This is a genomic window from Bacteroides thetaiotaomicron VPI-5482, from assembly GCF_000011065.1.
In the GTDB taxonomy this organism is placed as follows: domain Bacteria; phylum Bacteroidota; class Bacteroidia; order Bacteroidales; family Bacteroidaceae; genus Bacteroides; species Bacteroides thetaiotaomicron.
The window spans coordinates 3,083,910-3,108,311 of the sequence record NC_004663.1 but is presented as its reverse complement, the minus strand read 5'-3'; the positions used below and the strand labels follow the sequence as shown (position 1 = coordinate 3,108,311).

At 42.4% G+C, this 24,402-nt stretch carries 20 protein-coding genes and 5 pseudogenes; 17 read left to right on the top strand and 8 right to left on the bottom strand.

Translation table 11 applies throughout. The annotated features are described in order from the left end of the window. Positions 1–70 precede the first annotated feature (70 nt). The 3 genes and pseudogenes from BT_RS12585 to BT_RS25020 all read left to right on the top strand — a co-directional run bounded on the left by BT_RS12585 (position 71) and on the right by BT_RS25020 (position 2,969). A complete protein-coding gene (locus BT_RS12585) occupies positions 71–1,165 on the top strand; it encodes an OmpA family protein (protein WP_008765146.1) in 1,095 nt (364 codons plus the stop codon). A gap of 454 nt (positions 1,166–1,619) precedes the next feature. Then, positions 1,620–2,378: pseudogene (locus tag BT_RS12580) on the top strand (tyrosine-type recombinase/integrase); the annotation flags it as partial. Between the two features lie 416 nt (positions 2,379–2,794). Next, positions 2,795–2,969: pseudogene (locus BT_RS25020) on the top strand (Abi family protein). Positions 2,970–3,581: 612 nt separating this feature from the next. Here the strand turns inward: BT_RS25020 and BT_RS24655 are convergent. Continuing rightward, positions 3,582–3,755 (bottom strand): hypothetical protein, encoded by a 174-nt coding sequence (locus BT_RS24655; RefSeq protein WP_005680404.1) that lies wholly within the window; start codon positions 3,753–3,755, stop codon positions 3,582–3,584. A 51-nt stretch (positions 3,756–3,806) separates the two neighbouring features. Then, the gene (locus BT_RS12565; RefSeq protein WP_224200485.1) at positions 3,807–4,139 is read right to left on the bottom strand and encodes a TetR/AcrR family transcriptional regulator; all 333 of its coding nucleotides are present in this window, start codon (positions 4,137–4,139) and stop codon (positions 3,807–3,809) included. Positions 4,140–4,238: 99 nt separating this feature from the next. Here BT_RS12565 and BT_RS12560 point away from each other — a divergent pair, with 99 nt between their 5' ends. The 10 genes from BT_RS12560 (at position 4,239) to BT_RS12515 (ending at position 16,993) form a co-directional block, all read left to right on the top strand. Further along, positions 4,239–4,613, top strand: coding sequence for a hypothetical protein (locus BT_RS12560; RefSeq protein WP_008765144.1), 375 nt, complete (start codon positions 4,239–4,241; stop codon positions 4,611–4,613). Between the two features lie 114 nt (positions 4,614–4,727). Then, positions 4,728–6,098, top strand: coding sequence for a hypothetical protein (locus BT_RS12555; RefSeq protein ID WP_011108309.1), 1,371 nt, complete (start codon positions 4,728–4,730; stop codon positions 6,096–6,098). A 40-nt stretch (positions 6,099–6,138) separates the two neighbouring features. Then, positions 6,139–7,257 (top strand): imelysin family protein, encoded by a 1,119-nt coding sequence (locus tag BT_RS12550; RefSeq protein ID WP_005680409.1) that lies wholly within the window; start codon positions 6,139–6,141, stop codon positions 7,255–7,257. Between the two features lie 128 nt (positions 7,258–7,385). Further along, positions 7,386–8,819, top strand: a complete 1,434-nt coding sequence (locus tag BT_RS12545) for a di-heme oxidoredictase family protein (RefSeq protein WP_005680411.1) — start codon at positions 7,386–7,388, stop codon at positions 8,817–8,819. Positions 8,820–8,864: 45 nt separating this feature from the next. Beyond that, positions 8,865–10,076, top strand: coding sequence for an OprO/OprP family phosphate-selective porin (locus BT_RS12540; protein ID WP_007748002.1), 1,212 nt, complete (start codon positions 8,865–8,867; stop codon positions 10,074–10,076). A gap of 19 nt (positions 10,077–10,095) precedes the next feature. Continuing rightward, positions 10,096–10,830, top strand: a complete 735-nt coding sequence (locus BT_RS12535) for a hypothetical protein (RefSeq protein ID WP_005680413.1) — start codon at positions 10,096–10,098, stop codon at positions 10,828–10,830. A 12-nt stretch (positions 10,831–10,842) separates the two neighbouring features. Further along, the gene (locus BT_RS12530; protein ID WP_005680414.1) at positions 10,843–11,997 is read left to right on the top strand and encodes a Rid family hydrolase; all 1,155 of its coding nucleotides are present in this window, start codon (positions 10,843–10,845) and stop codon (positions 11,995–11,997) included. Further along, positions 11,984–14,044: a cytochrome c biogenesis protein CcsA gene (gene ccsA, locus BT_RS12525; protein WP_005680415.1), complete on the top strand. Its 2,061-nt coding sequence runs from the start codon at positions 11,984–11,986 to the stop codon at positions 14,042–14,044. The genes BT_RS12530 and ccsA overlap by 14 nt, the downstream gene beginning before the upstream one ends. Positions 14,045–14,095: 51 nt before the next feature. Continuing rightward, entirely contained in the window at positions 14,096–16,216 is a 2,121-nt protein-coding gene (locus tag BT_RS12520; protein ID WP_005680416.1) for a fimbrillin family protein, read from the top strand. Between the two features lie 603 nt (positions 16,217–16,819). Beyond that, positions 16,820–16,993, top strand: coding sequence for a histone H1 (locus BT_RS12515; RefSeq protein ID WP_005680417.1), 174 nt, complete (start codon positions 16,820–16,822; stop codon positions 16,991–16,993). A gap of 116 nt (positions 16,994–17,109) precedes the next feature. Here BT_RS12515 and BT_RS25015 read toward each other — a convergent pair. Then, positions 17,110–17,684: pseudogene (locus BT_RS25015) on the bottom strand (OmpA family protein); the annotation flags it as partial. Between the two features lie 657 nt (positions 17,685–18,341). Between BT_RS25015 and BT_RS25010 the strand changes: the two are divergent. Then, positions 18,342–18,548 (top strand): annotated as a pseudogene (locus BT_RS25010) (tyrosine-type recombinase/integrase); the annotation flags it as partial. A gap of 65 nt (positions 18,549–18,613) precedes the next feature. Here BT_RS25010 and BT_RS12500 read toward each other — a convergent pair. The 3 genes from BT_RS12500 to BT_RS12490 form a co-directional block, all read right to left on the bottom strand. Further along, complete coding sequence (locus BT_RS12500; RefSeq protein WP_005681506.1) at positions 18,614–18,907, bottom strand: helix-turn-helix domain-containing protein; 294 nt, start codon at positions 18,905–18,907, stop codon at positions 18,614–18,616. 15 nt (positions 18,908–18,922) lie between these two features. Further along, positions 18,923–19,120: a helix-turn-helix domain-containing protein gene (locus BT_RS12495; RefSeq protein WP_005681504.1), complete on the bottom strand. Its 198-nt coding sequence runs from the start codon at positions 19,118–19,120 to the stop codon at positions 18,923–18,925. A gap of 268 nt (positions 19,121–19,388) precedes the next feature. Then, entirely contained in the window at positions 19,389–19,799 is a 411-nt protein-coding gene (locus BT_RS12490; RefSeq protein WP_005681501.1) for a DUF3408 domain-containing protein, read from the bottom strand. 179 nt (positions 19,800–19,978) lie between these two features. Between BT_RS12490 and BT_RS12485 the strand changes: the two genes are divergently transcribed. Then, complete coding sequence (locus BT_RS12485; protein ID WP_005681500.1) at positions 19,979–20,242, top strand: hypothetical protein; 264 nt, start codon at positions 19,979–19,981, stop codon at positions 20,240–20,242. A 38-nt stretch (positions 20,243–20,280) separates the two neighbouring features. Here the strand turns inward: BT_RS12485 and BT_RS24645 are convergent, their stop codons facing one another. Together BT_RS24645 and BT_RS12475 are read right to left on the bottom strand one after the other, a co-directional pair. Continuing rightward, positions 20,281–20,502, bottom strand: a complete 222-nt coding sequence (locus tag BT_RS24645; RefSeq protein WP_080714608.1) for a hypothetical protein — start codon at positions 20,500–20,502, stop codon at positions 20,281–20,283. Between the two features lie 6 nt (positions 20,503–20,508). Further along, a pseudogene (locus BT_RS12475) lies at positions 20,509–21,439 on the bottom strand (amidoligase family protein). A 1,352-nt stretch (positions 21,440–22,791) separates the two neighbouring features. On the opposite strand from BT_RS12475, the gene BT_RS12470 reads away from it, so the two are divergent. Beyond that, complete coding sequence (locus tag BT_RS12470; RefSeq protein ID WP_005681497.1) at positions 22,792–23,361, top strand: RNA polymerase sigma-70 factor; 570 nt, start codon at positions 22,792–22,794, stop codon at positions 23,359–23,361. A gap of 69 nt (positions 23,362–23,430) precedes the next feature. Then, entirely contained in the window at positions 23,431–24,399 is a 969-nt protein-coding gene (locus BT_RS12465) for a FecR family protein (RefSeq protein WP_005681496.1), read from the top strand. Positions 24,400–24,402: the final 3 nt, after the last annotated feature.

Below are 24,402 nucleotides of genomic sequence, written 5' to 3'. Positions count from 1 at the left end.
TAGAAGGGTATCTTCATAAGAGAGGGTACCCTTCTTTAATAAATATCTTATTTAAAGAAAAGAGATGAGCATGAATAAAAAGAAATTGTGGATAGCAGCGTTTTCTTTGCTATTTGGCAGTATAGCCGTCTCTGCACAAGAACAGAGAATTAAAGAAGAAGGTAAGACGGAATTCAAATCCCATTGGTTTATGCAGGTACAAGCTGGTGCTGCGCATACCGTTGGTGAGGCCAAATTCACTGATCTTATATCTCCTGCAGTTGCATTGAATGTCGGTTATCAGTTTGCTCCCGCATGGAGTGCTCGTGTAGGCGTTAGCGGATGGCAGGCTAAAGGTAGTTGGGTTGCTCCACGGCAGGATTATAAATATAAATATCTTCAAGGTAATGTGGATATAGTATCTGATTTGAGTACGCTGTTTTGTGGTTTCAATCCCAAGCGTGTATTCAATGGCTATATATTTGCCGGAGCGGGTCTTAACCGTGGCTTCGACAATGACGAAGCTGTTGCAATTAACGCAGCCGGTTACCCGATGGGCTATCTTTGGACAGAAGGAAAGTTTCTTGTTGCCGGGCGTTTAGGTCTGGGATGCAACTTGCGCTTGAATGACCGTTTGGCTATCAATATAGAAGGTAATGCCAATGTTCTTTCCGACAAGTTTAATTCGAAGAAAGCGGGAAATGCCGACTGGCAGTTCAATGCTTTGGTGGGTTTGACTATTAAATTTGGCAAAGGTTATAAAGAAATCCCGCCTGTGTATTACGAACCGGAACCGGTCGTGGTGGAACAACCGAAACCTGCTCCTGTGGTAGAGCAGCCACAACCTAGAAAAGAGGTAGTAGTACAGCCAATGAAACAGGATATCTTTTTTGCCTTGAACTCGGCTAAGATACAAGACGACCAAAAGTCTAAAATCAATATGTTGGTAGAATATTTGCAGAAGAATCCGTCTGCCAAGGTAAAAGTGACTGGCTATGCGGATGCTAATACAGGAAATTCTAAGATCAATAAAACACTGTCCGAAAAACGTGCAGCTAATGTTGCAGAAGTTCTGAAAACAAAAGGAATAACTCCTGATAGAATCATTGCCGATTCCAAAGGTGATACTGTTCAGCCCTACAAAACACCGGAAGAAAACCGGGTGAGTATCTGTATTGCTGAATAAATCATGTTGCTCAACCGATACGTAAGTAACGGATGCGACTACTTTGCGGGTATCTGTCTCTGTGAAGCGATTGATAGTCGTTTTTCCCCACTAAGGATTTCCCCACTATAGTCCTTAGTTTATTTTAGTGAAGAGAGGAAAGGTCTGCACTTGCGAAAGACCGGACTTTTCGCTAACTCTATTCAAGGGACGTTCCTAATTTCCCCTTTTTCCCTGGGAACGTCCCTTTTTATTGCATATCATTGATGATAATCCTTCCCCATATAAAACTTAAGATATATACAAAAATGTCACACGTCCAATAGCACTTTGGGATTTTGAACAAATATATCCCTATCTTTGTCTTTTAAGATTTAGGGAAATAGAAAGAAAAGGTGTTATGGAAGAAGCATGGGAAAGGGAATATTCTTCCTCTTAAAACAGCCTTTTAAGTATCATTTAAATTCGTATAATAATGGGGAATTTAATTTCATTCATGAAAGACGTAGCCGATGGGCTGCGGGAAAGTGGGAATTATGGGACCGCCCATATTTACAGGAGTAGTATGAGAGCCGTCATTTCATTCCACGGAAGTGGGAATCTTCCTTTTCGGAAAGTGAATCAGGAGTTTCTAAAAAATTTCGAAACGTATTTGCGTGGAAAAGATTGTAGCTGGAATACGGTTTCCACCTATATGCGCACATTGCGTGCAGTGTATAACCGGGCGGTTGACCGACATCTTGCTCCTTATGTGCCTCATCATTTTCGTTATGTCTATACAGGGACGAGGGCTGACAGAAAACGTGCACTGGACAAAGAGGATATGGAACGATTGATGGCAAAGCTGCCGAATCAGCTTTATTCCGGAATCAGAGACTTACAACGTACACGTGCCTTCTTTTTATTAATGTTTATGCTTCGCGGCATTCCATTCGTAGACCTTGCTTACTTGAAGAAGCGTGATATAGAAGGGAATGTCCTGACTTATCGCCGAAGAAAGACCGGCAGAATGCTGACCGTAACTCTTCTGCCCGAAGCAATGAAACTGATCAGGCAATACATGAATACTGATCCTGCCTCTCCTTATCTTTTTTCGCTGATCGCCAGCAAGGAAGGAACAGAAGAAGCGTATCGTGAATATCAGCTGGCCCTTCGTTATTTTAATAGTCAACTGGTGATTCTGAAAGGAGTGTTAGGATTGACTGCTGACTTAAGTTCATACACTGCTAAACACAACCAATTCTCTATCTAACTGAAAATAAAATAGTTATCACTCACTTTGTAGATAATAGGTAACACTTTAGAAACGAGCGAATTACAATATTCTGTTTTATTCTGCATCAACTCAAAGAAGCTTTTTTTCAGGACAAAAATACCAAAGACGCTGACAATTAGCAAATATCTCCGGTAAGATTTGCATGTTTTAACTCCGTTTTTCATCTTCAATTAAAAAGATCGAGGTTTTCCTGCATAGTGTCGTGGCGAAAGAGACCGGCAATATCTTCTGAATGACCGACAGATCCCTATTCTCCAACCCCAACAAGTTTAGTTGTACAATGGAACTAATAGAGAAGGAGGTCAATAACTCCAGAAGAGGATTTCATTCTGCATTTCAAGAACAAATACAGCAATACTTATCCTCTTGCATGGATGCTTGTGGACATGTTGTCAATGGGCATCGTAACTAGCATCCATGAAAATATAAAATCCAATCCATTGAAAAAAGATTACGGTGTGCTATGATCTATCCGTTCCCGTTTTCACTTCGTGGCTGACAGTCATAATCCTTATAAGAAATTCCTGCTGTCATCATACAAGGGTATAAAACAAGCAGTACGCCATCAATCCGATGGTAGTCCGGAGGATGCAATTCCCTTGGATAAACGATATGATATCACTACACAGGACATTTTATGAAATCTGCATCATTTAGTGGTTTATCAACATTATATCGCTGGACAACGATATGAAACAGCATTTCCAAAAGTTACTGGGTTAATATCCGAAATATTGACAGCAAGTCAATGAACATTCCCCTGGATTGGCAGGATGAGCCTTTGCGGAGAATATAAAATCCACCTTTCATCTATATTTCTTTTGTAAAAAGAACAGATGTTGGAAGATGGTTGCTCCTGCTCTATACGGATAAGGCACAAGAAACTTAAAGTCAGACTTCCTTGAACCACAGATGTTGCAACCACCACAGTTATTACAATATTTTTAATTTCATTTATAAAAAGACTTCCTGCTTCTTGGCTTTATTGGAGTCTTAGATTCCTTCATTTATATCTTAAATAATTCAGCTTGCATATCCTCCCACTCCCAATAACGGTGTTGTTCGCAATCCTGCAATTTAATCTTAGATTCAAGAAGTTCTTTTTCTTCTTCATTTATTTTACAGGAGTGTTCCAACTTTCTTGATGACCTTATTGAGTGCTTATAACCATAATAAATACAATTTTAGTAATGTTACAGGATTATACGGTGGTCTCCCTTCTGATTGAAGTTTGACATGTTTAACCCCAAGTTTATCTATAGGCAAGATATCCACAAATAAATCGATAATCCTTGCCCAAGAATCTGGAGCAACCAATTGTTCAAGAGTTATCATTTGAATTTGATTTTCTGTTTCCTCCTACTATGTAGTTTATAGATATATTGTTTAGTTTCTTTCCATAAATATACGAAGAACCAATAATTCAATATAGCGTCTAAGGTTTTTGCACAGACTCTCGGTGGAATACATTTCCATGATATCTGCTCCATAACGACCGTGATGTTCGTGCAGCATTCTTTCGAATGCACTGATTACAGGCCGTACCACCGTACAGAAAATATCATCCTTACTTTTGAAGTAGTTATAGATATTGCTCAACCCTACCTGTGCTTCTTGCGCAATTTCACGCATGGAAGCCTTCGGAAAGCCGTTTTCGAGGAATACCTTTTCGGCAGCTTTCAAAATTTCTTTTTGTATGTCATCTTTAGAGTATTGCATAAGTTTTATTTCTCGACTGCAAAGTAGGGGAGAATCCGCGTTTTCTGAAATACCCATTAATGATGGTTTTTTGTTAGATTTTTATAAAAATCACAATTATTGGGTATTGCCAAGGTCGCTGAAAGCATGCAACTTTGCGCGTATAATCTAACTATAAACTACTATATGGTGAAACTAACGAATCATAAAAAGACAATTGACAGACCTTTAGGTTGTAAGAGATGGGGAATAATAGCTATTATTATTATTATTTTTGCAGGTAGCTTATCTTTTTTACTGTACTCTTACTTTTCGCATGATGCTGATAATCCTCAGTGTAACTGTTTGCTATGTATGCTTAATCATGTTCCTGAAGAGGGAGAGTACATTTATAACCGCTATTTGATATTTATTAGTTTTATCTGGATTGCTGTGATCTTTGCGGCTATCTTTTTAGTGAATTACTGCTTTGTAAAAAAGAACAAAAAGAAATAGTGTTCGTTTAAGTACCTACTTATTATTATTTTTAATAACACAATACTCATATTTGGGTATTGCCCGCCTTTTTAACTCCCTCTACTTTTGCGCCAACAAAATTTAAGATAAAAGATGAAAAAATTAACTTGCTTATTCGCCTTAGGTTTCTTGCTTTTTAACAATACTTTACGGGCTAATGAACCCGAAAAAGTAACCTCAACAGAAGAGGTATCTGAAACTGCGGCAAAGAAAGAGAGAATAAAACAGGTAACAAAAGATGACGACTACGAAAAGTTCCGTTTCGGTGGATACGGAGAGATGGTAGCAAAGTTTATGAATTACGGAACGAATCGTTTCTATGGTGGGGTCGATAACAGTGATCACCGCAATACCATTGCGATTCCTCGTTTTGTGTTGGCTTTTGACTACAAGTTTAATTCCAAGTGGATACTGGGTGCTGAGATAGAGTTTGAAGCAGGAGGTGTAGGTCTTGAAACTGAACTTGAGAATTCAGAAAACGGTGAGTATGAGACAGAAATGGAAAAGGGTGGAGAAGTCGCTCTTGAGCAGTTTCACATTACCCGTCTGATACATTCGGCTTTCAATATTCGTGCCGGTCATTTGATTGTACCTATGGGATTGACCAATGCACACCATGAGCCTATCAACTTCTTTGGAACATCTCGTCCTGAGGGTGAAACCACAATTATTCCTTCTACCTGGCATGAGACAGGATTGGAATTCTTCGGTTCTTTTGGTAAAGGATATGCGCGTTTTGATTATCAGGCAATGATTGTTGCCGGCTTGAATGCTGATGGTTTTGGTCGCGATAACTGGGTTGCCGGTGGTAAGCAGGGACTCTTTGAACAAGATAACTTTACTTCACCTGCTTATGTAGCACGTCTGGACTATAAAGGGGTATCGGGGTTGCGTGCAGGTGTTGCTTTTTACTATTGTAATGACGTGACGGCCAATGCTGATAAGAATTATAAGTATAGCAGTGTAGGCCACTCATCAGTGAAAATTTACTCTGCCGATGCACAGTATAAAAATAAATATGTTACCGCTCGTGGTAATATCATTTATGGTGATTTAGAGAATTCTTCCAAGATCAGCAAGGTTACTCTTTCCAATAACTCCAATTATTATCACGGTGCTATGCGTAATGTAGCTAAGAATGCCCTGTGCTATGGCTTGGAGGCTGGTCTTAACCTGAGTGCTTTCTTCTCGCAGAAGAAATGTCCGGTTATTTATCCTTATGCCCGTTATGAATACTACAACCCGCAGGAAGAGGCAGAAGGTTCTGCTACAATGGAGAAGCGCTGTCAGGTAAGCAAATGGACGGCAGGAGTTAACTGGTTTGCATTGCCGAATCTGGTTGTAAAGGCCGATTATACTACCCGTCATATTGGTACGAACAAGGTATTTGGATCGACTAAATATAACAATGAAAATGAATTTGCTATCGGTATAGCTTATGTCGGTTGGTTTACCAAGAGATAGTTCAAATAGGTATTTATAATTAATTTAATGTTTAAGTAATATGAAAAAGTTTTTTTATTTGTCGGCTCTTTCATTGGGCATGATGTGTTCCATTACGGCTTGTAGTGATGATGACACTACGACTATAGACGCTAAAAATCTTGACTATACGGCGGAGAATGCAAGTAGTTGGGGAAATTACATGCGAGTAGTTGCACAATTGTTGGTGAATGATGCTACTGCTCTTTATGATGACTGGGCGGTTAAATACAACGAAGGTGGAAGTTATGCAGATTTCTTTAAGAATCAAGATGCTTTGACGAGTGTTGAGCAGTTGATTGACGGCTGTGTAGACATTGCCAATGAAGTAGGTACTGCCAAAATTGGTGACCCTTACGATCTTTTCATACATAATAATGAAGAAAAGGCTTTGTATGCTGTAGAGTCATGGTATAGCTGGCATTCTCGTGAAGACTATCGTAACAATATCTATTCTATTCGCAATGCTTATTACGGAACACGTACAGGGGCTATTAGCGAGTTATCTCTCTCAAAAGCAGTAGCCGCGGTAAATGCTAATCTTGATACTGAAGTAAAAAAAGCGATTGATGACGCAGCAGCAGCAATTTGGGCTATCCCGAGTCCTTTCCGCAACAATATCAATAGTCCGGAAGCAGTAAGTGCTATGGAAGCTTGTGCCACTTTAGAGGGAGTACTCAAGGGTAGTTTGAAGAGTTGTATCGAAGGTATTGATAAAACAGTGTTGGCTGAAGTCGTAAAAAATTATGTGGATGTAGTTGTATTACCTACTTACTCTGATTTGAAAGCGGGAAATCAGGCTCTTTTCGATGCTGTTGAGACATTCCGTACTTCTCCCAGCAATGCTAACTTCAAGGCTTGCGCCACAGCATGGCTTGCTGCTCGTACACCGTGGGAAACCAGTGAGGCATTCCTTTTTGGTCCGGTTGCCGACAAAGGTCTTGACCCCAATATGGATAGCTGGCCACTCGATCAGGATGGTATCGTACAGATCCTGACTTCCGGTAACTATTCAGACTTGAACTGGGATGGTGACTATGATGAAGAAGATGATAAAATTGCCGGTGCACAAGCTTTGCGTGGTTACCACACTTTGGAATATTTGATCTTCAAAGATGGCGAAGCCCGTACCATTCAGTAAGATTTTTACTTGTTAGAAATCAGATTTTGCGGAAACAGTGGGATAATGAATATTCTGTTGTTTCCGCAACATCTGCGTTAAAAAGATAAATGTTAGTTACGTATTTTGCAATAATAATTCAATAACGAATGAATGGCTTATTAAAATACTCATTTCCAATCTGTTTTTCGCTTCTGGCATTGTTTGCCTGCGAGGATGATGGAATTGATGTGGATAATATAGAAGTACCTGCCGGCTTTGCCCTCTCTGCCGGTACTGCTACCAACTTCCTGACTTCCTCTTATGCTTATGACAGGTCGGCTGACTGGATAACAGGGGCATACGATAAACGTTTCACCCGTGGTGACAAATTGTATGATGATATCCGCACCAGTAGTAATGGAATAGGTGGAGGACTGGGACCGGTTTATGCCGGTTATTCTTGTGGTAGCTGTCACCGAAATGCCGGACGTACGCAACCTACTTTGTGGAGCGAAGGTGGTTCCGGTAGCTCCGGCTTTTCGTCTATGTTGGTTTATATTAGTCGTAAGAATGGAGCTTTCTTTCAGGATTATGGACGTGTGCTTCATGATCAGGCTATTTATGGTGTGAAGCCCGAGGGAAAACTGAAAGTGGAATATACCTATGAGACTTTCCAGTTCCCTGATGGTGAGACGTATGAACTTTGCAAACCCAATTATTCTATTTATGAATGGTATGCGGACAGCATCAAACCCGAAGACCTGTTCTGTACGGTGCGTATTCCTCTGCGCCACGTAGGTATGGGACAAATGATGGCGCTCGATCCCACTGAAATTGAAGCTTTGGCTGCTAAAAGCAATTATCCGGAATATGGTATCAGTGGCCGTTGCAACTATATCTCCGAGAGAGGAATGAGAAGTTTAGGCTTGTCCGGTAATAAAGCACAGCATGCCGACCTGACAGTGGAACTTGGTTTCTCCAGCGATATGGGAGTTACGAACAGCCGCTATCCCGAAGAAATCTGTGAAGGACAGGCACAAGTAAATCAAGGCAGTATGATGGGACTTTCTTATGCCCAGTTGGATGTATCTACGGAAGAAATGGAGAATGTAGATCTCTACATGCAGAGCCTTAGTGTTCCGGCACGTCGCAATGTGAATAATGAACAAGTGATCAAGGGTGAGCAGAATTTTTATAAGGCGAAGTGCCATCTCTGCCATGTAACCACCTTGCACACAAAACCACGTGGTTCTATACTGCTGAACGGAACCCGCCTTCCTTGGCTGGGTAGTCAGACAATTCATCCATATTCGGACTTCCTGCTTCATGACATGGGCTCTGAAATTATGGGCGTAGGACTGAATGATAACTATGTAAGCGGTTTGGCCCGTGGCAACGAATGGCGTACGACTCCGCTTTGGGGTATCGGATTGCAGGAAACTGTGAATGGTCATACTTACTTCTTGCATGATGGGCGCGCCCGCAACTATATTGAGGCTATCATGTGGCACGGTGGTGAAGGTGAAGCATCGAAGAATCTCTTCAAAAAGATGAGTAAAGAAGATCGTAATGCTTTGGTCGCATTTCTGAAATCATTATAAAACAAATAACGAACAATAAAACCAATAAGTATTATACAAGCAATTATGAAGAAATTAATTTTAATGGTTGTAATGGCTGCCCTTTCGTTGGCTGCTATGGCACAGCATGAAGAAGATACAGAAAACGGTGTAGTGTCACTTGCCGGAAGAGAGGGATTTACGATAGAAACCAAGAAGGGAGACTTTGTATTCAAGCCCTATCTGTTGGTACAGACTTGTGCAAATTTCAATTGGTATGATGATGAAGGCCTGGATAAGGCATACAATCAGGATAATGTAGCTAATTCCGGTTTCTCAATTCCCTATGCTGTATTGGGCTTCACTGGTAAAGCTTTTGGTAAAGTAGCCTTTAATCTTTCTATCAATGCGGCTGCCAGTGGGGGAGCATTGCTTCAACAAGCATGGTTCGATGTGCAACTTAAAAAACAGTTTGCCGTGCGTGTCGGTAAATTCAAAACACCTTTCTCACATGCTTATCTGACGACGTTGGGCGAAACATTGTTGCCGCAGTTGCCAGTATCATTGACTTCCGCCATCATTCTGCCTTATTCCTTGAATGCGGTAACGCCTAACATCGGTACCGGTTTTGACCTCGGTGTTGAAATTCACGGATTGTTAGCTGATAAATTTGGCTATGAAGTAGGTTTATTCAATGGTACCGGTTCTTCTGTAAATACAGCTACAAAAACTCTGAGTGATGATTGGCATATTCCTTCTTTACTGTATGCGGGACGCTTTACTTATATGCCTAAAGGTGTGATGCCGTCCACCCAAGGTAATCCTAACCGTTTGAATGAAGATAAGATCATGTTCGGTGTATCGGCTTCAATCAATGTGGAAAGTGAGAATGAAAGTACCAATGATACCCGTGTGGGAGTGGAATTTGCCATGTTAAAGAATAAACTGTATCTGGGCGCCGAAGCATACTATATGAATGTGGGCTTCACCGATCGTCAGAAAATAAATGAGACATACAATTACCTGGGTGGTTATGTACAGGGCGGCTACTTTGTAGCTCCCCGTTTGCAGGCTGCCTTGCGTTATGACTTCTTTAACCGTAACGGTACCAGCGATGACGGATTTCTGAATATGCCGGCTGTGGGTGTGAATTATTTCTTTAAGGGTTGTAACCTGAAACTCCAGGCTATGTACCAGTATATTGCCCGTACGGGGCACGATACACAGCTCGACCGAGATAATGATAATTTAGGTCTGGCCACTCATTCTGCAACAGTAATGCTGCAATATACTTTCTAAAAAAACAAAGAGAGTAGTTATGAAGAAATGTATATTATTCTTTGCTGCTATCTGGATGACACTCTGCTTCTGTTCATGTGATGATGGAAGAATCTATGAGAAGGAGATAGAGGTGCAGCGTGGTGGCCGAGTCCTAAAGTTGACAGGTCGTTTCAGTGGTATCAGCAATTGGACGGATGATTATAGTGTCGTTGTGGCAGGCTTCAATGATAAAAGTGAATACGCTGTTATAACGAAATCACTGCCAGTCAATGTAACCGACGGAACAGATATCGTTATGACACTGGGAGGTATCAGTGATGAAGTGAAATCACTCAAATTGTGTGTTATCAGTCGTCTGCGCGAATGTATTGTCGAATTTAAGACGATGGAAGATGAAGAACTCGCAGCTATTACAGATACTATATTAATGGATGTGGGAACACTGGACGTGGGTATGTTCAGTTCCATCCAGTCACAGGTTTTCGATAAAAGATGTGTAGCGTGCCATGGGCAGACCGGTTCTGCATCGGGTAATTTATTTCTGACGGAGGGTAAGAGCTATCATGCGTTGGTCAACCAGCCGGCGCATAAGAATAGTGATATACTATTGGTGAAGCCCGGCAGTGCAGAAGAGAGTTTTCTACATCTGGTCTTGAACAGGGCTGGTGATACGAGTATGAACCATACCGATATGCTGTCAGAAGATGAGCAACCCTTATTGAAACTGATAGATAATTGGATAAACGAAGGTATTTTTTTGAATAACGAGTAAACGATATTGGAAATGAACAACAAAAAACAACCAACCAATCAATCAGAGAATACATTAACCGAGATTTTTAAATATGAAGTAAAAGAAGGCGTTTCAGAGTTTCATGTAATGATTCACTCTACCCGGCCGGAAGACACTTATGAAGAACAATTAAATGCAGTAGCCAATGCCTACAATGATTTGCTTGCAGGTGAATTGAAAGGTGCCATGGCTGTGTTTAAACGTTATTTTCTGAGTGATACCGCCAATCAGGCTGACCTCCTGCTGGCTATCACTACCGAAAGTTCCGACTGTGCTCTTTCCGTGGTAGAGCAACCCCCTTTGGATGGGACGAAAATAGCTTTGTGGGCTTATTTACAGACCAATGTGCAGACACAAGTGCTGCACAACGGATTGTTTGAAGTAAAGCACAATGCGTACCGCCACCTGTGGGGAGGCAGTGTTTTCAATCGTGCCGCAAATTCTGAGTACCAGACCCGTTTGTTGCTGAATGACTACGCGATGCAACTTATGGAACAAGGATGTAAATTGGCGGATAACTGTATCCGTACCTGGTTCTTCGTACAGAATGTGGATGTGAATTATGCCGGTGTGGTAAAGGCGCGTAATGAGGTTTTCGTCACTCAGAACCTGACGGAAAAAACACACTATATTGCCAGTACAGGTATCGGCGGACGTCATGCTGATCCTAAAGTATTGGTGCAAATGGATACCTATGCTGTGGCAGGCTTAAAGCCGGAACAGATACACTTCCTTTATGCTCCTACGCATCTGAATCCTACTTATGAGTATGGTGTCAGCTTTGAACGCGGAACGTATGTCGATTACGGTGACCGGCGTCAAGTGTTTATTTCAGGTACGGCAAGTATCAACAATAAAGGGGAAGTAGTATACCCCGGCGACATCCGTAGGCAGACGGAACGGATGTGGGAAAATGTAGAAGCCTTGCTGAAAGAGGCGGAGTGCACGTTTGATGATTTGGGGCATATGATTGTTTACTTGCGTGACATTGCAGACTATGCAGTTGTGAAGAGTATGTATGACAAGTGTTTCCCAGATACTCCTAAAGTATTTGTACATGCGCCTGTATGCCGTCCCGGATGGTTGATCGAAATGGAATGTATGGGAGTTAAGGCTTTGAAGAATAAGGAATATGCACCTTTTTAATCTGAAGAAAAGTCTCGTCTCCTTATATATCTGTCTGGTGGCTTTACTTGCTGTGGTGACCTTTGTGGAGCATGTACGCGGAACAGAGTTTGTAGAAAAGTATGTTTATCATACAGTTTGGTTTTGTTGTTTGTGGGGAGTACTTGCTGCATTGGCAGTTGTCGTGTTGGTTAAGCGGCAGTTGTGGCGGCATCTCCCGGCATTGTTGTTGCATGGCTCCTTCCTTTTTATCTTGGTGGGAGCCATGATTACATTTTCATGCAGCAAGAAAGGATATATGCATCTCACAGTAGGCACTGAGGTGGGAACTTTCATAGACCAAGACAGTAAGCGGGTGATCGAATTACCATTCACATTGTGTCTGGACAGTTTCCGGGTGGAGTATTATCCGGGGACGGAGGCTCCGGCAGATTATGTCAGCTATATCCGGGATGCGGAACCAGTTTCCATGAATCGTATCCTCTCTCGTCAGGGGTATCGCTTTTACCAGTCTTCTTTTGATGATGATAAGGAGGGGAGTTGGTTGTCAGTGAATTATGATCCGTGGGGAATAGGGGTTACGTATGCAGGATATATTTTGCTGGGTATCTCCATGTTGTGGATGCTTGTCGGTCGCAGTGGAGAATTCCGTAGATTACTCAGGCATCCATTGCTTCGGAAAGGGGGAATGTTTGTGTGGTTGCTCATGGCTGTGGTAACGGTGGTGCAAGCAGAAAACAGAAGCCTTCCGGCACTTGCACTCAGGCAGGCGGATAGTCTGGCATTCAAACAAGTGATTTATCATGATCGCGTAGTACCTTTTAATACTCTTGCACGAGACTTTGTATTGAAACTGACCGGAAAACCTTCTTATGGTGGTATGACACCCGAACAGGTTGTCGGAGGTTGGCTACTTCGTCCGGAGGTTTGGCAGAATGAACCGATGATTTATATAAAGAGTGCGGAACTTCGTCATTTACTCCGGTTATCGTCTTCTTATGCCCGTCTTACTGATTTGTTTGATGGACAAAACTATCGATTGCAGGAATTTTGGAAGGGTGGACAAAAGCCACATATGAAAATGACTTCGTTGGAAAAGGCTATCATGGAAACGGACGAAAAGGTAGGATTGATACTGATGCTACGGAGTGGAACACTTATCCATCCTTTACCGGAAGATGGGAGTATAAAACCACTATCTGACGTAAAAGTGCAGGCTGAAATATTGTACAATCGTATTCCATTCAGCAAACTGTTGTTCATGTTCAATCTGACTGTAGGGATGCTGGCATTTTTCTATTTACTTTATTGCAGCATGCATCGTTCGGCAGGTAAGGCATGGAGCGTTTTTACAGTTGCACTTTATGCAGCATTCCTTTTTCAACTCTTTGGCTACTGTTTGCGGTGGTATGTTGGCGGACGTATTCCGTTGAGCAATGGATATGAAACCATGCAATTTATGGCACTGTGTACACTTCTGCTTGCATGCATATTCCGGTGTCGCTTCTCTTTTACGTTGTCTTTTGGATTGCTCATTTCGGGTTTTGCCTTGTTGGTAGCTTATCTTGGGCAGAACAATCCTCAGATCACTCCTCTGATGCCTGTGTTGCTGTCTCCCTGGTTAAGTATTCATGTTTCTCTGATTATGGTATCTTATGCATTGTTTGCCTTTATGATGCTAAATGGATTACTGGCATTCTGCATAGGAGGTTGGCGAAAAAAGGCAATCGATTCGGAGATTCAGGAACAGCGTAAGGTCCGTGTGGAGCAATTGATGCTTTTCAGTCGGTTGATGCTCTATCCGGCAGTATTTTGTCTGGGGGCGGGAATTTTTATTGGTGCTGTGTGGGCAAATGTTTCATGGGGGCGTTATTGGGCCTGGGACCCGAAAGAAGTCTGGGCTTTGATCTCCTTTTTAATCTATGGTGCGGCATTCCACGGACCATCGCTTGCCGTCTTCCGGCAACCCCGGTTCTTCCATGCTTATATGGTGTTGGCTTTCCTTACGGTGCTGATGACTTACTTCGGAGTAAATTATCTGCTGGGCGGTATGCATAGCTATGCCTGATTATCTTTCTATTTTCGGATGATATAATAAAAATGCCTGCGGAATTCGCCTATGCACCCAAAGAGAACGCCCGGTACGTGTTTTCCGGGTAGGGGCAGGCCGGCTCCCCCCCGTATCAGCGTGACCGTGCCGGAAGAGGTGAGCCAACAGGAGGACCTGCTGGTAGCCCGGTCATCTGAGCTCGGGGGAAACAGTAACACGGCTGTTGCACTGACCTTCAACCATGCACTGACCGCCGTCAGATTCGTGTGCGGGAATGATATGCGGGAAGGTACGGTCAAGCAGGTCCGTTTGAAAAACGTTTATTCCAGAGGAACTTACAATATGGGGACACAAACCTGGAGCGGTTTGGATACTCCCGCCTCCTTCTCACAGGCATTGGATAAAGTGACGACAGGAACAGCTGACGAGGCGCTCACGAGTGAGGCGCAGACCTTTATGATGCTGCCCCAGCGGTTTCCTGAGGGCGCGCAGATAGAAGTCTTATTCACAGACGACACCCATACAGGCCACACTTTAATAGCCGATATAAAAGGAAGTGAGTGGCCGATGGGCAAGACTGTGACCTACAAAATATCCAGTAGTTCTCTCAACTGGACTTACACGCTTGATGTCACTGCCCTGGCCGATTTTACATATACCGGTGGTACACAGCAATATTGTGTTACCAGTTACAGGCAAAACGCCCAAGGGGAAAAAGAAGCTGCCGAATGGACCGCACAATATGCAGAAGACGGAACCACGTGGACAGACACCAAGCCGGTATGGCTTACCGCATTCACGGCATCTGGTACCGGCGGTGAATTTGCGCAACCTTGTGATGCGACGGTCGAGGCGCAGACCGGAATATCAAATGATTTACATGAGAATGCTTTGAAGGCGGCCACAGCCAAGGGATCGGAAACCACACCGTATAACCTTTCCAACAACACCGGGGGGAATACTGTTGAGAACACTGCCAACTGTTACGTGGTCAACGCTCCCGGTTACTATTCTTTGCCGCTGGTATATGGCAATGCGATCAAGAACTCAGCCACGAACGCTTCCGCGTATACCTCCACGGTGACAGGAACCAATATCCTGAATCCTTTCATCAACCATGCCGGGAACGGGATCACGGATCCATACATCAGCGGTAATGGATGTACGCCGGCCAAGGCCGAACTGGTCTGGCAGGATGCGATGAACCTGGTTACGGATATAAAATACAATGCCGATTCCAATGGCGGCAATATCTCTTTCAAAGTGGACCGTTCTTCCATCCGGCAAGGCAATGCCGTCATTGCGATCAAGGATGTGAGTGATGCCATCCTCTGGTCCTGGCATGTCTGGGTTACAGACGAAGACATTAACAATGTGATTGAGATAACCAATCATCAAAACGTAAAATATAATTTTATGCCCGTTAATCTGGGACAATGCGACGGTAATACCATCACCTATGAAGAACGGAGTTGCAAGGTAAAATTCATTGCCGGGGACCAGAGTAAGGAAATAACCATCAAGCAGTTGGCGAACGTAATCGCTACCGGAAGTAATGCTCCTTTTTATCAATGGGGACGTAAAGATCCGCTCTACCCTTCGAACGGAATGGGTAACACAACCAAAATCTGGTATGACAAGGAGGGAATTCCATCTACAGCAAATCCTATGAAAGGAACCTTTTCGGCCGGGAATGATTGTATCAAGAACTGTATTCTCAATCCTAATCTGATGCACAATAGATATAATGGAGATTATACCTATTACAACCTGTGGAGTGCCGATAATAAAACAACTTCTGCCAATGACAATCCTGTTAACAAGACTATTTACGATCCGTGTCCCGTTGGTTTTAAACTTCCTGCCAGTAACGCTTTCACAGGATTTACCACAACAGGAGAAAGTGTATCATCTTCCACTCAAGTTAACGGTACCTGGAGTAGTTCGGAAAAAGGTTGGTATTTTTATACAAATTCCGAAAAAACACAGAGCATTTTCTTCCCGGCGTTAGGGTATCGTAGTTATTCCACTATGCGGCCAGGTAGTATCGGGACACAGGGTTGCTTCTGGTCGGCACATCCGGTAGCGAAGGGCAATAATTATTACCTTAGAACTAGCTCAGTAGACGTACAGCCAACATATATGGTCGATCGGGGATTCGGGTATGCGCTCCGTCCTTGCCAAGACTAAAGGGTTGCAATAAAAACAAGGAGCTGCTTACTAACACAGTTGCAGCTCGAGAAAGAACACGGCACAGAGGGAAAAAAGGTAAGTCAAATTAGCCGAAGCGGAGAACATGATTCATTGCTTCGGCTTTTTCTCATCTATGTTTGGAACTCATCAGCGTCTTTCCTTAGCTCCCGAGCTGTTTATTGAGCAGCTTTACACGCTTTCAGCGTTTCTTTCTACTTCCTTCTGTCGTACTCAGAATCGATCACAGAATCGGTTCGGTTCCGGATGAATCCGTTATCTCTCTACTAGTTGCATTTGATTTCCAGCATATCAAAGGCTCTCCTCTACTTCCCCCCACATCAACAAATAACGGTATTTCACATTATTATCCTGCACTCGTTGCATCCACTGCGGTTTTCCCACTTTTTATCACTAACTTTATAGATAAAATCCCTCCGAAGAGAATTGCCAATGACACGATCAGGAAATACTCGGAATGGGAAATATATGGGAGAGGATAAAAGGAGATATCATACTATAACGAATATATTACAATATAATCTGATCCCTGATTTTTTTACTATATTTGCAAAGTATTGTATAACATTTAAAAATATGACCATGGAAAAAACATTTGCACAAATCAGTGAATTGTTTGATCAATTTTCAAAAGATGCCAGCCTCCAGGTAGAAAAAGGAAACAAAGCTGCCGGAACCCGTGCCCGCAAAGCATCACTCGAACTTGAAAAACTCCTCAAACGTTTCAGAAAAGAGTCACTCGAAGCCTCGAAGTAATTTTTACTCTGGTCTCGACGGTATGGAAATGGCGGCATAGCGTGTACCATATCGAAAAAAAACTTTTCGTTTCACAGCGGGGAGGCTTTATTAGTTGTGATAAAATTAAATATCAATTATGTGAAATTTCTATTTCGCTTCTGAAAAAACAACTCTACTTTCGTATATCTGTTGGATTCCGCAGGTGTATAGTCGGCAATTTCTCCTTAACTAATTCTGATAATACGTTCGGCCGATATTCCATGTCATTCCAGTTCTGTAGCAACCAAGCAAGCTCTTGATATATTCAAAGAATCGTTGATACCTGATGTACCAGTAGAACTGTCGGCAGCACCAGTTACTCTCACGGATAAACTGTATTTTTTCGTTACACGGGCCAGTTCGTTAAAATTAAGCCTTTGTGAGGTATCCTTTAGGACACCGTATTGGAAGCAAAAAAGAAATAGATAGGTGTACCAATACATTCCCCATCAGCGTATGAAAAAAACATTGGAATCCATAGAAAGGGTGTCCTGAAAGCCAAACTGCATATTTCGGGAAATCGTATAATTACATGATGGCTTTCCACTTTCAGATTGAAAGGTTGTCGTGTCAAGAAGTGATGAACCGCTCCAATAGCTATGCTTCAGCCCTCCACGAAGTGAGTTCAAACCGCTGTAAGCGTTATTGGATATGTACATCTAGTTATATTATATTTATAAAAATATCAAAAACAATAAGTTACAATATACCATAAGAAGCTATTTTTATTTATCCGAACACAAAGTTATGCTTTAAAAATAAAATGTCAAGGCTGAAATGAATTATGATTTTTTAAATATGCTAAATTGCTTCTGTTTTAATACTGTTGTCTTTTCACTTATAAACATACCAACTCCGGAGGCAAAGGCTGGGATGGTTTGTCGGCATATTCGCCGTTAAACCGTCCTGTTTTCGTTTAACGAAAACACAACTTGCTGTCCCCTAATGGGGACAACGTTTTGAATATCACGCTATATCCATATAGTGCTATAAAGCCTTTTGTCAGGGGAAAAATGCATACGGTTTCTGCCATTTTTTCCGCATTTCCGGTTTTTTGAATGTAAATGTTTCCCCACAGAACATGCGTCTTCCCACTATACTGCTATAACTATATAGCCATATAAAAGAATCAGAAATTAAAATATCATTGATTGACAGCATAATTCACCGATTTACGGGAATGTCTTCTGTAGTCTTTAGTCCGCTATACCACTATCAGTATAGCTTTAGTTATCTCTATTTCGAGGTCATCCTCTATGCAGCTCACCATATCATGTTATATCACTATCAGCATATCCCCGTTTATCCTTATTCCGATGTCACGCCCTATACCGCACGGCATTCGTTTGGAACCCTGATGCTGTCCTCCGGCATCCCGATAGAGAGCATCGCCAAGATGATGGGCCATACGAACATCAACAGTACGCAGGTCTATGCATAGGTTACCGACCAGAAGATATCCGGTGACATGGACCGGCTGATGAAAAGAAGACAGAAAGGGAGTACGGTCCCCCTAACGGAAATATCCGAATAATGAAATGCCAGCCGAAACCGATGTTTAATGGTTCCGGCCGGCATTCTTGAGTATTGAACGTCCGATTATATCAGGGCCTCATGATAATTATCTTCCAGGAGTTTCTCAATGTCGGATACCTTATACAAAATTTTTCCACCTAGCCGGATATAAGAAATACGCCCCTGGTCCCTATAATCCTGCAGGCATCTGCGGCTGATTTTTAACAGGTCCGACAATTCCTTGTCAGAGAGAAAACGCTCACCGTTAAACAGGGGGCGGTTATCCTCCGCAAGCCTTTCCAGCTTCGTCTGAATGTTATCCAGCAGGCCAAAGAATCGGCGGACACTGCACGTCTCTTTGCTAATAATTCCTTCCATGTTGCATCCAATTAATTATTCATTCTTTCTTTTTTCTCTCACCGCCTTTTCCTTGCGTTTCATGGCGGCATAGACCATCAGCTTTTCCACGTCCTCCGGCCTGTAGTAGATTTTCCGTTGGATTTGGGTGAATGCCAGCCGTCCGGTATCCCGGAGAGTCTGCAGGGTACGTGGAGAGATGTCAAGGCGCAGGCAGACATCCTGGTTATCCATTCACTCTCCCGGTTTCTTTTCCCTGTTTTTTTCATACAAGCGGTCCACCTGTGCGGACAGGCTATCAGCCCTAGCCAGCATTTCCTCAAAGATTCCGGCTTCAATGTAATATACTTCCATTTTTCTTGTTTTTATTTAAAATAGCTTCCTTTTAGAAACTCAAATTATTGAAATACAGTTCAAAATACTTTCCAAATGCACTTCCGGATGGGAGTCGTGATTTCCGACTCCCCCTCCAGAGCTGTTTTAAGGAGGACTTCCCGTCATATTACGGCTGTAACAGTTTGTAATCTCGTCCTGTGATCTTCTTTATCATGCCGGCGTTTTCTTTGATATGTTCAACCAGTATGCGGCTTATAACACCGGAAACAGTAAAATCCTTACGTCTGACTGCCCAGACAATGTCTGAGATACATTCGTACACCTGTGCATCAATATGCAGGGGCTTGCGCCGGTTGGATGAAAAATTGTTCAGGAGGGCTTCAATGTATTTTTTTACCTCTTCATCCGTTATCGTCTTTTTACTTTCCGCCCGGGATGAAGACTCCTTGTGGGGCGGCACCTCTTCCAGATTCTCGGAAATACTGCTCAAATATGAGCCTTTAGCGGCAACTATATCCAGTATCTCCTTCTCGTTGATATTATACGGTTTTGTTTTTTTCCTTTCAATGCTGTCCATAACTATGATTTATACATTAATTCCATGTGACAATTGGGCGTTTTGTAAGGCGGATGTTCCTGATGGCGGATTATCGTCCTACTCTGCAAAGAAAAAAAGAATAAACGTGGGAAAGGATACCTTGTCAGTTATAGTCATATATAGACATGAATAGTCAATGCCAGCAAAAGACATAACAAATGGCAGTCCGGCGGGAGGCCAGGATTCTCCCCGATGTTGCTAGGATTGTGACATGTCAAGCCATGGAGATATTGACAGCTTACATTCTTGGGATAATGGTACACCAGGCTACGGATATTGTAACAGCTTATGTTATTGGAATAGTGATATGTCAAGCTATGAAGATAGCGGGAACTCATGTTGGCAAGATAGCGATATACGAGGAGACAGCAGGACGGGAACACTACGGCGATGAAAAGAAAAATCCCTGTTGGTCCATGTGAGACCGGCAGGGAGCGTAACAATAAAAGGAACGGGCTTCTCAGCCCCTGATGTAACCGTACTTTTTCAGGTCGTCCATGAACTGCTCCGGGGTGTCGGTTCTCACCGTCACCCCGTGCAGTTCCCTGTACCGTCCGGAGAAATTCACTATGTACTCCTCGTCGGTGCATCCGCTGTCAAACCAGCTGCCTTCACGCAGGATGCGTACAAACTCGGAAGGGCCGGAGGCGGCAATCCTGCCGCCATCCGCTAAAATATATATGCCTGTTCATGTCGATATTTTTTTAGTCCTTAAATTTATAATATAGTTTCTGTTCACTGTCGAGGAAGGGGATGTTCTGGAGCGCGGTGGCCACAGGCACCTGTCCCCTCGTGGCAAAGGTAACTAATTTGTGGAGAAACAGTACCCAGTTGCGCATTTTTGTGAAGCAGGTCGTTCCGGAATGCTGGCGGAACTCGATCGTCTTGTGCCGTGAGTAGGCCTCGAGGTCCACCTTATGGTAACGGTCACCGATCCTTCCTTTCAGCTCGTCCACCATCCGGGCGGAACGTATCATCCCGTCAGAGACATGACCCAGGCCACGGCAATAGTAGTTGTCCCTGCGGGATGCCGGTATGAACCTGTCGATGACCGGTTCCAGGTGCTTGTAGCTCAGGGACAGGTTACGCCAGGTTTCCATGCTGAAACCGGCGGCATCGATATGTACATGAAGCCCGCAGCTCCCGTTCACCTTCACGTCACACAGGTCAAGCACCCAGCAGCCCTTCTCCAGTTCCTGTAACCCGGCTTCACCGACCAGGATCGGACTGACCAGTTCAAAGGTGTCGTTGCCGTTCAGACTGCCGTCCGTCACGAGTTTCCAATGCGGACGGGTGGTATGGTTATAACTTTCCACCATAACCTCGATACCGGCCTCCCTGAGCTCGCGTGCGAGCCGTTCACGGGAGCAGTTGTAAGCCTCGATCTCGATACCGAACTTGCGGGTGAAAGTATAATCCAGTGCAGCTGTCGCCGGATGGATATTCAGACCGCCCTCACGTTCATTCATCCGGCGCAGGGCGTTCACGACAAAACCGTAATTACCGTTGGTCACCATCCTTGCGATTTCCGCACGGGGAATCCCTAAAAGATACAGTTGCCGGATCTTGCTCGTTTTTGTTGTCTCTTGTGCTAAAATGCTTCTAACTTGCTTGTTCATAACTTGTTAGCTTCTTTATTTACTCTACTAAGATAATGCTTTTATAGGAGAAACTATAATCATAAGAACTTTATTATCACTGCATTAGCTTACTTTGTTTTAGACTAAAAGTCCTTATTGGGGGGATCCTTATCTTATCCGCTGCAAGTCCCGGATGACAAAAGGCGGCAATATATCGGAATAGTCAGATAACGATATATCATGATATGGCTGACCGCATAAGATGTGACATCGAAATAGGAATAGACGGGGATATGTTGATAGCGGTATAACGGGTTAGCCGGATAGCGATATATCATGATATGGCGAACCACATAGGGGGTGACATCGAAATAGAGATAACTAAAGCTATGCCGATAGTGGTATAGCGGACTAAAGACTACAGAAGAGATTCTCGAAAATCAATGAATTATGCTGTCAATCAATGATATTTCAATTTCCGATTCTTTTTTATATGGCTATATGGTTATAGCAGTATAGCGGGAAGACGCACGTTCTGTGGGGAAATATTCCCCTTCAGAAGATCGGAAATGCAGAAAAACCGGCGGAAACCGTATGCGTTTTTCCCCTGACAAAAGGCTTTATAGCACTATATGGATATAGCGTAATATTCAAATCGTTGTCCCCATTAGGGGACAGCAAGTTGTGTTTTCGTTTAACGAAAACCGAATGGTTTAACAGCATATTTCGCTGCCAAACCATTATTCAGTTCATGCTCCTAAGTCGCACAGAATCATAAAACCGATATCTGTCTTTGGACTATTTATCCCTACAAATTGCGCTATTAGATTCTCATACCACACGAAAAAAAAGACATCCAGAGACTTTTACAATGTATGGGATGTATACAATCGGCCAATGTTCAGTATATCGCAGCAGACACTCAATCCATACTTTAATACCATCATTCAATGCTAACACATCACCTCTATTTTTCGATCAGTCCATTCAAGTATTATAACATAGATTATAGTAATGGACTGTAAGACCATTGCTGAAGACAAGAACAAGATTTTTTATACCTATTTCAATACTCTGGACATCATCCTTGCTAATGTTTTGAACAGATTCTCCTCCATACATAATCTCAACGGAAATAAATTCTATATTACGATACTGCTTGTACCATCTCTCGAATAGAAAATAAACTACACCTTTCATCTGGCAAAACAGAACGATTGACATCAAATGGGAAACAGTTTTCCAACCACTCATGAGAAGGAGGATAACGAAATAAACCAAACACTCTACATCTATTGGCTGGGATAAATAGCTAAAAAGAAAATTTGCGAATCAAATATCATTTTATATTTTTGTTTCTCAAAATTTTTAATGAACTAAAAAGAATTAAAATGCCTGCAAAACTCACTCGTCCAGAGAATTCTTTTAATAATATTTATATGCGATATTACAAAAAGTCTTTTCTATTTGTAAAGTCGTATATACACAATGAGATGGTAGCCGAGGATATTGCATCTGAATCACTCATCAAACTGTGGCAATGGATACAGGACAACCCGGTGGAAAATATTGAACCGATGTTGCTCAGTATTTTGCGAAATAAAGCCTTAGACTACTTACGTCATGAAAGCATGAAACAACAGGTCATCACACGGATTAGTGAGAAACAAAATGAAGAGTTAGCTCTTCGCCTCTCCTCACTGGAAGACTGTAATCCAAATGAAATATTCTCGAAAGAAGTTATGGATATTGTGCAAAGAACATTGCAATCATTACCTGAACAAACCTCCCGTATATTTACTCTCAGCCGATTTGGAAATAAAACAAATCGGGAAATTGCCTGCGAATTAAATATTTCAATCAAAGATGTGGAATATCATATATCCAAATCACTTAAGGCTCTTAGAAAAACGCTAAAAGATTACCTGCCTTTATTTTATTTCTTTTTTTACCATATGTAACACCGATTACTACGCACGTTCCTTTATCTTTTGAAAAAAATATTCTTTTTCGTTTAGGGTAAACCGAAGATGAATCGTTATATAAATGAAAACGATAAAAAGATGGATGAACTATTACAAAAATATATAGCAGGAAATGCCTCTGAAAAAGAGTCACAGAGGATAATGGAGTGGCTGCGCGAAGATGAACAGCATCTTAGAGAATATAAGCGGCAACGTAAATTGTATGACATTACGTTATGGCAGACTAAAAGTCCCGTTGATATACAACAAGAGAAGAAAGATCCGCTGAGGAGGGTTCTCGATGTTATTGTACGGATAGCGGCTGTCATTGTTTTTACTGTGGCAACCACTTATTTTTACACTCACCACGTTTTACAAGACAAGGAGGAGAATATGCAAACGGTAGTTGTTCCGGCAGGCCAGCATGCCGAATTATACCTGGCTGATGGAACGCATGTATGGCTGAATTCCGGTAGCCGGTTGACTTTTCCGGGACGGTTTTCTAAAAAGGTACGTCATGTAGAATTAGATGGTGAAGGATATTTTAAAGTCAGTTCTAATATAAAACAACCTTTTATTGTTGGAACTAACCGATGCAATATCCGGGTGCTGGGGACAGAATTCAATGTGCTGGCCTATGAGAAAGATAGTATATGGGAAACAGCCTTATTGGAAGGTGCTGTAGAAATTCTGCAAAAGAAAAGTGAAGTATCTCTCATGAAACTGAAACCAGGTGACATGGCCAGACTAAGTAAAAACCAACTTACTAAAGAAAAGATACATACAACAGACTATTTTCGTTGGAAAGAAGGGCTTATTTGTTTCAACGATATCTCCCTACGCGATATAATGGAGAAATTAAAACTCTATTATGATGTGAATTTTGTCATTAACAATCAACAGATTCTTGATGCGCACTATACCGGAAAATTCCGGACCCATGATGGGATTGAACATGTAATACGTGTGCTTGCCCTCAATAATAAATTTACCTATATTAAAGATAACGAGAGCAATACGATAACCATTAATTAACTT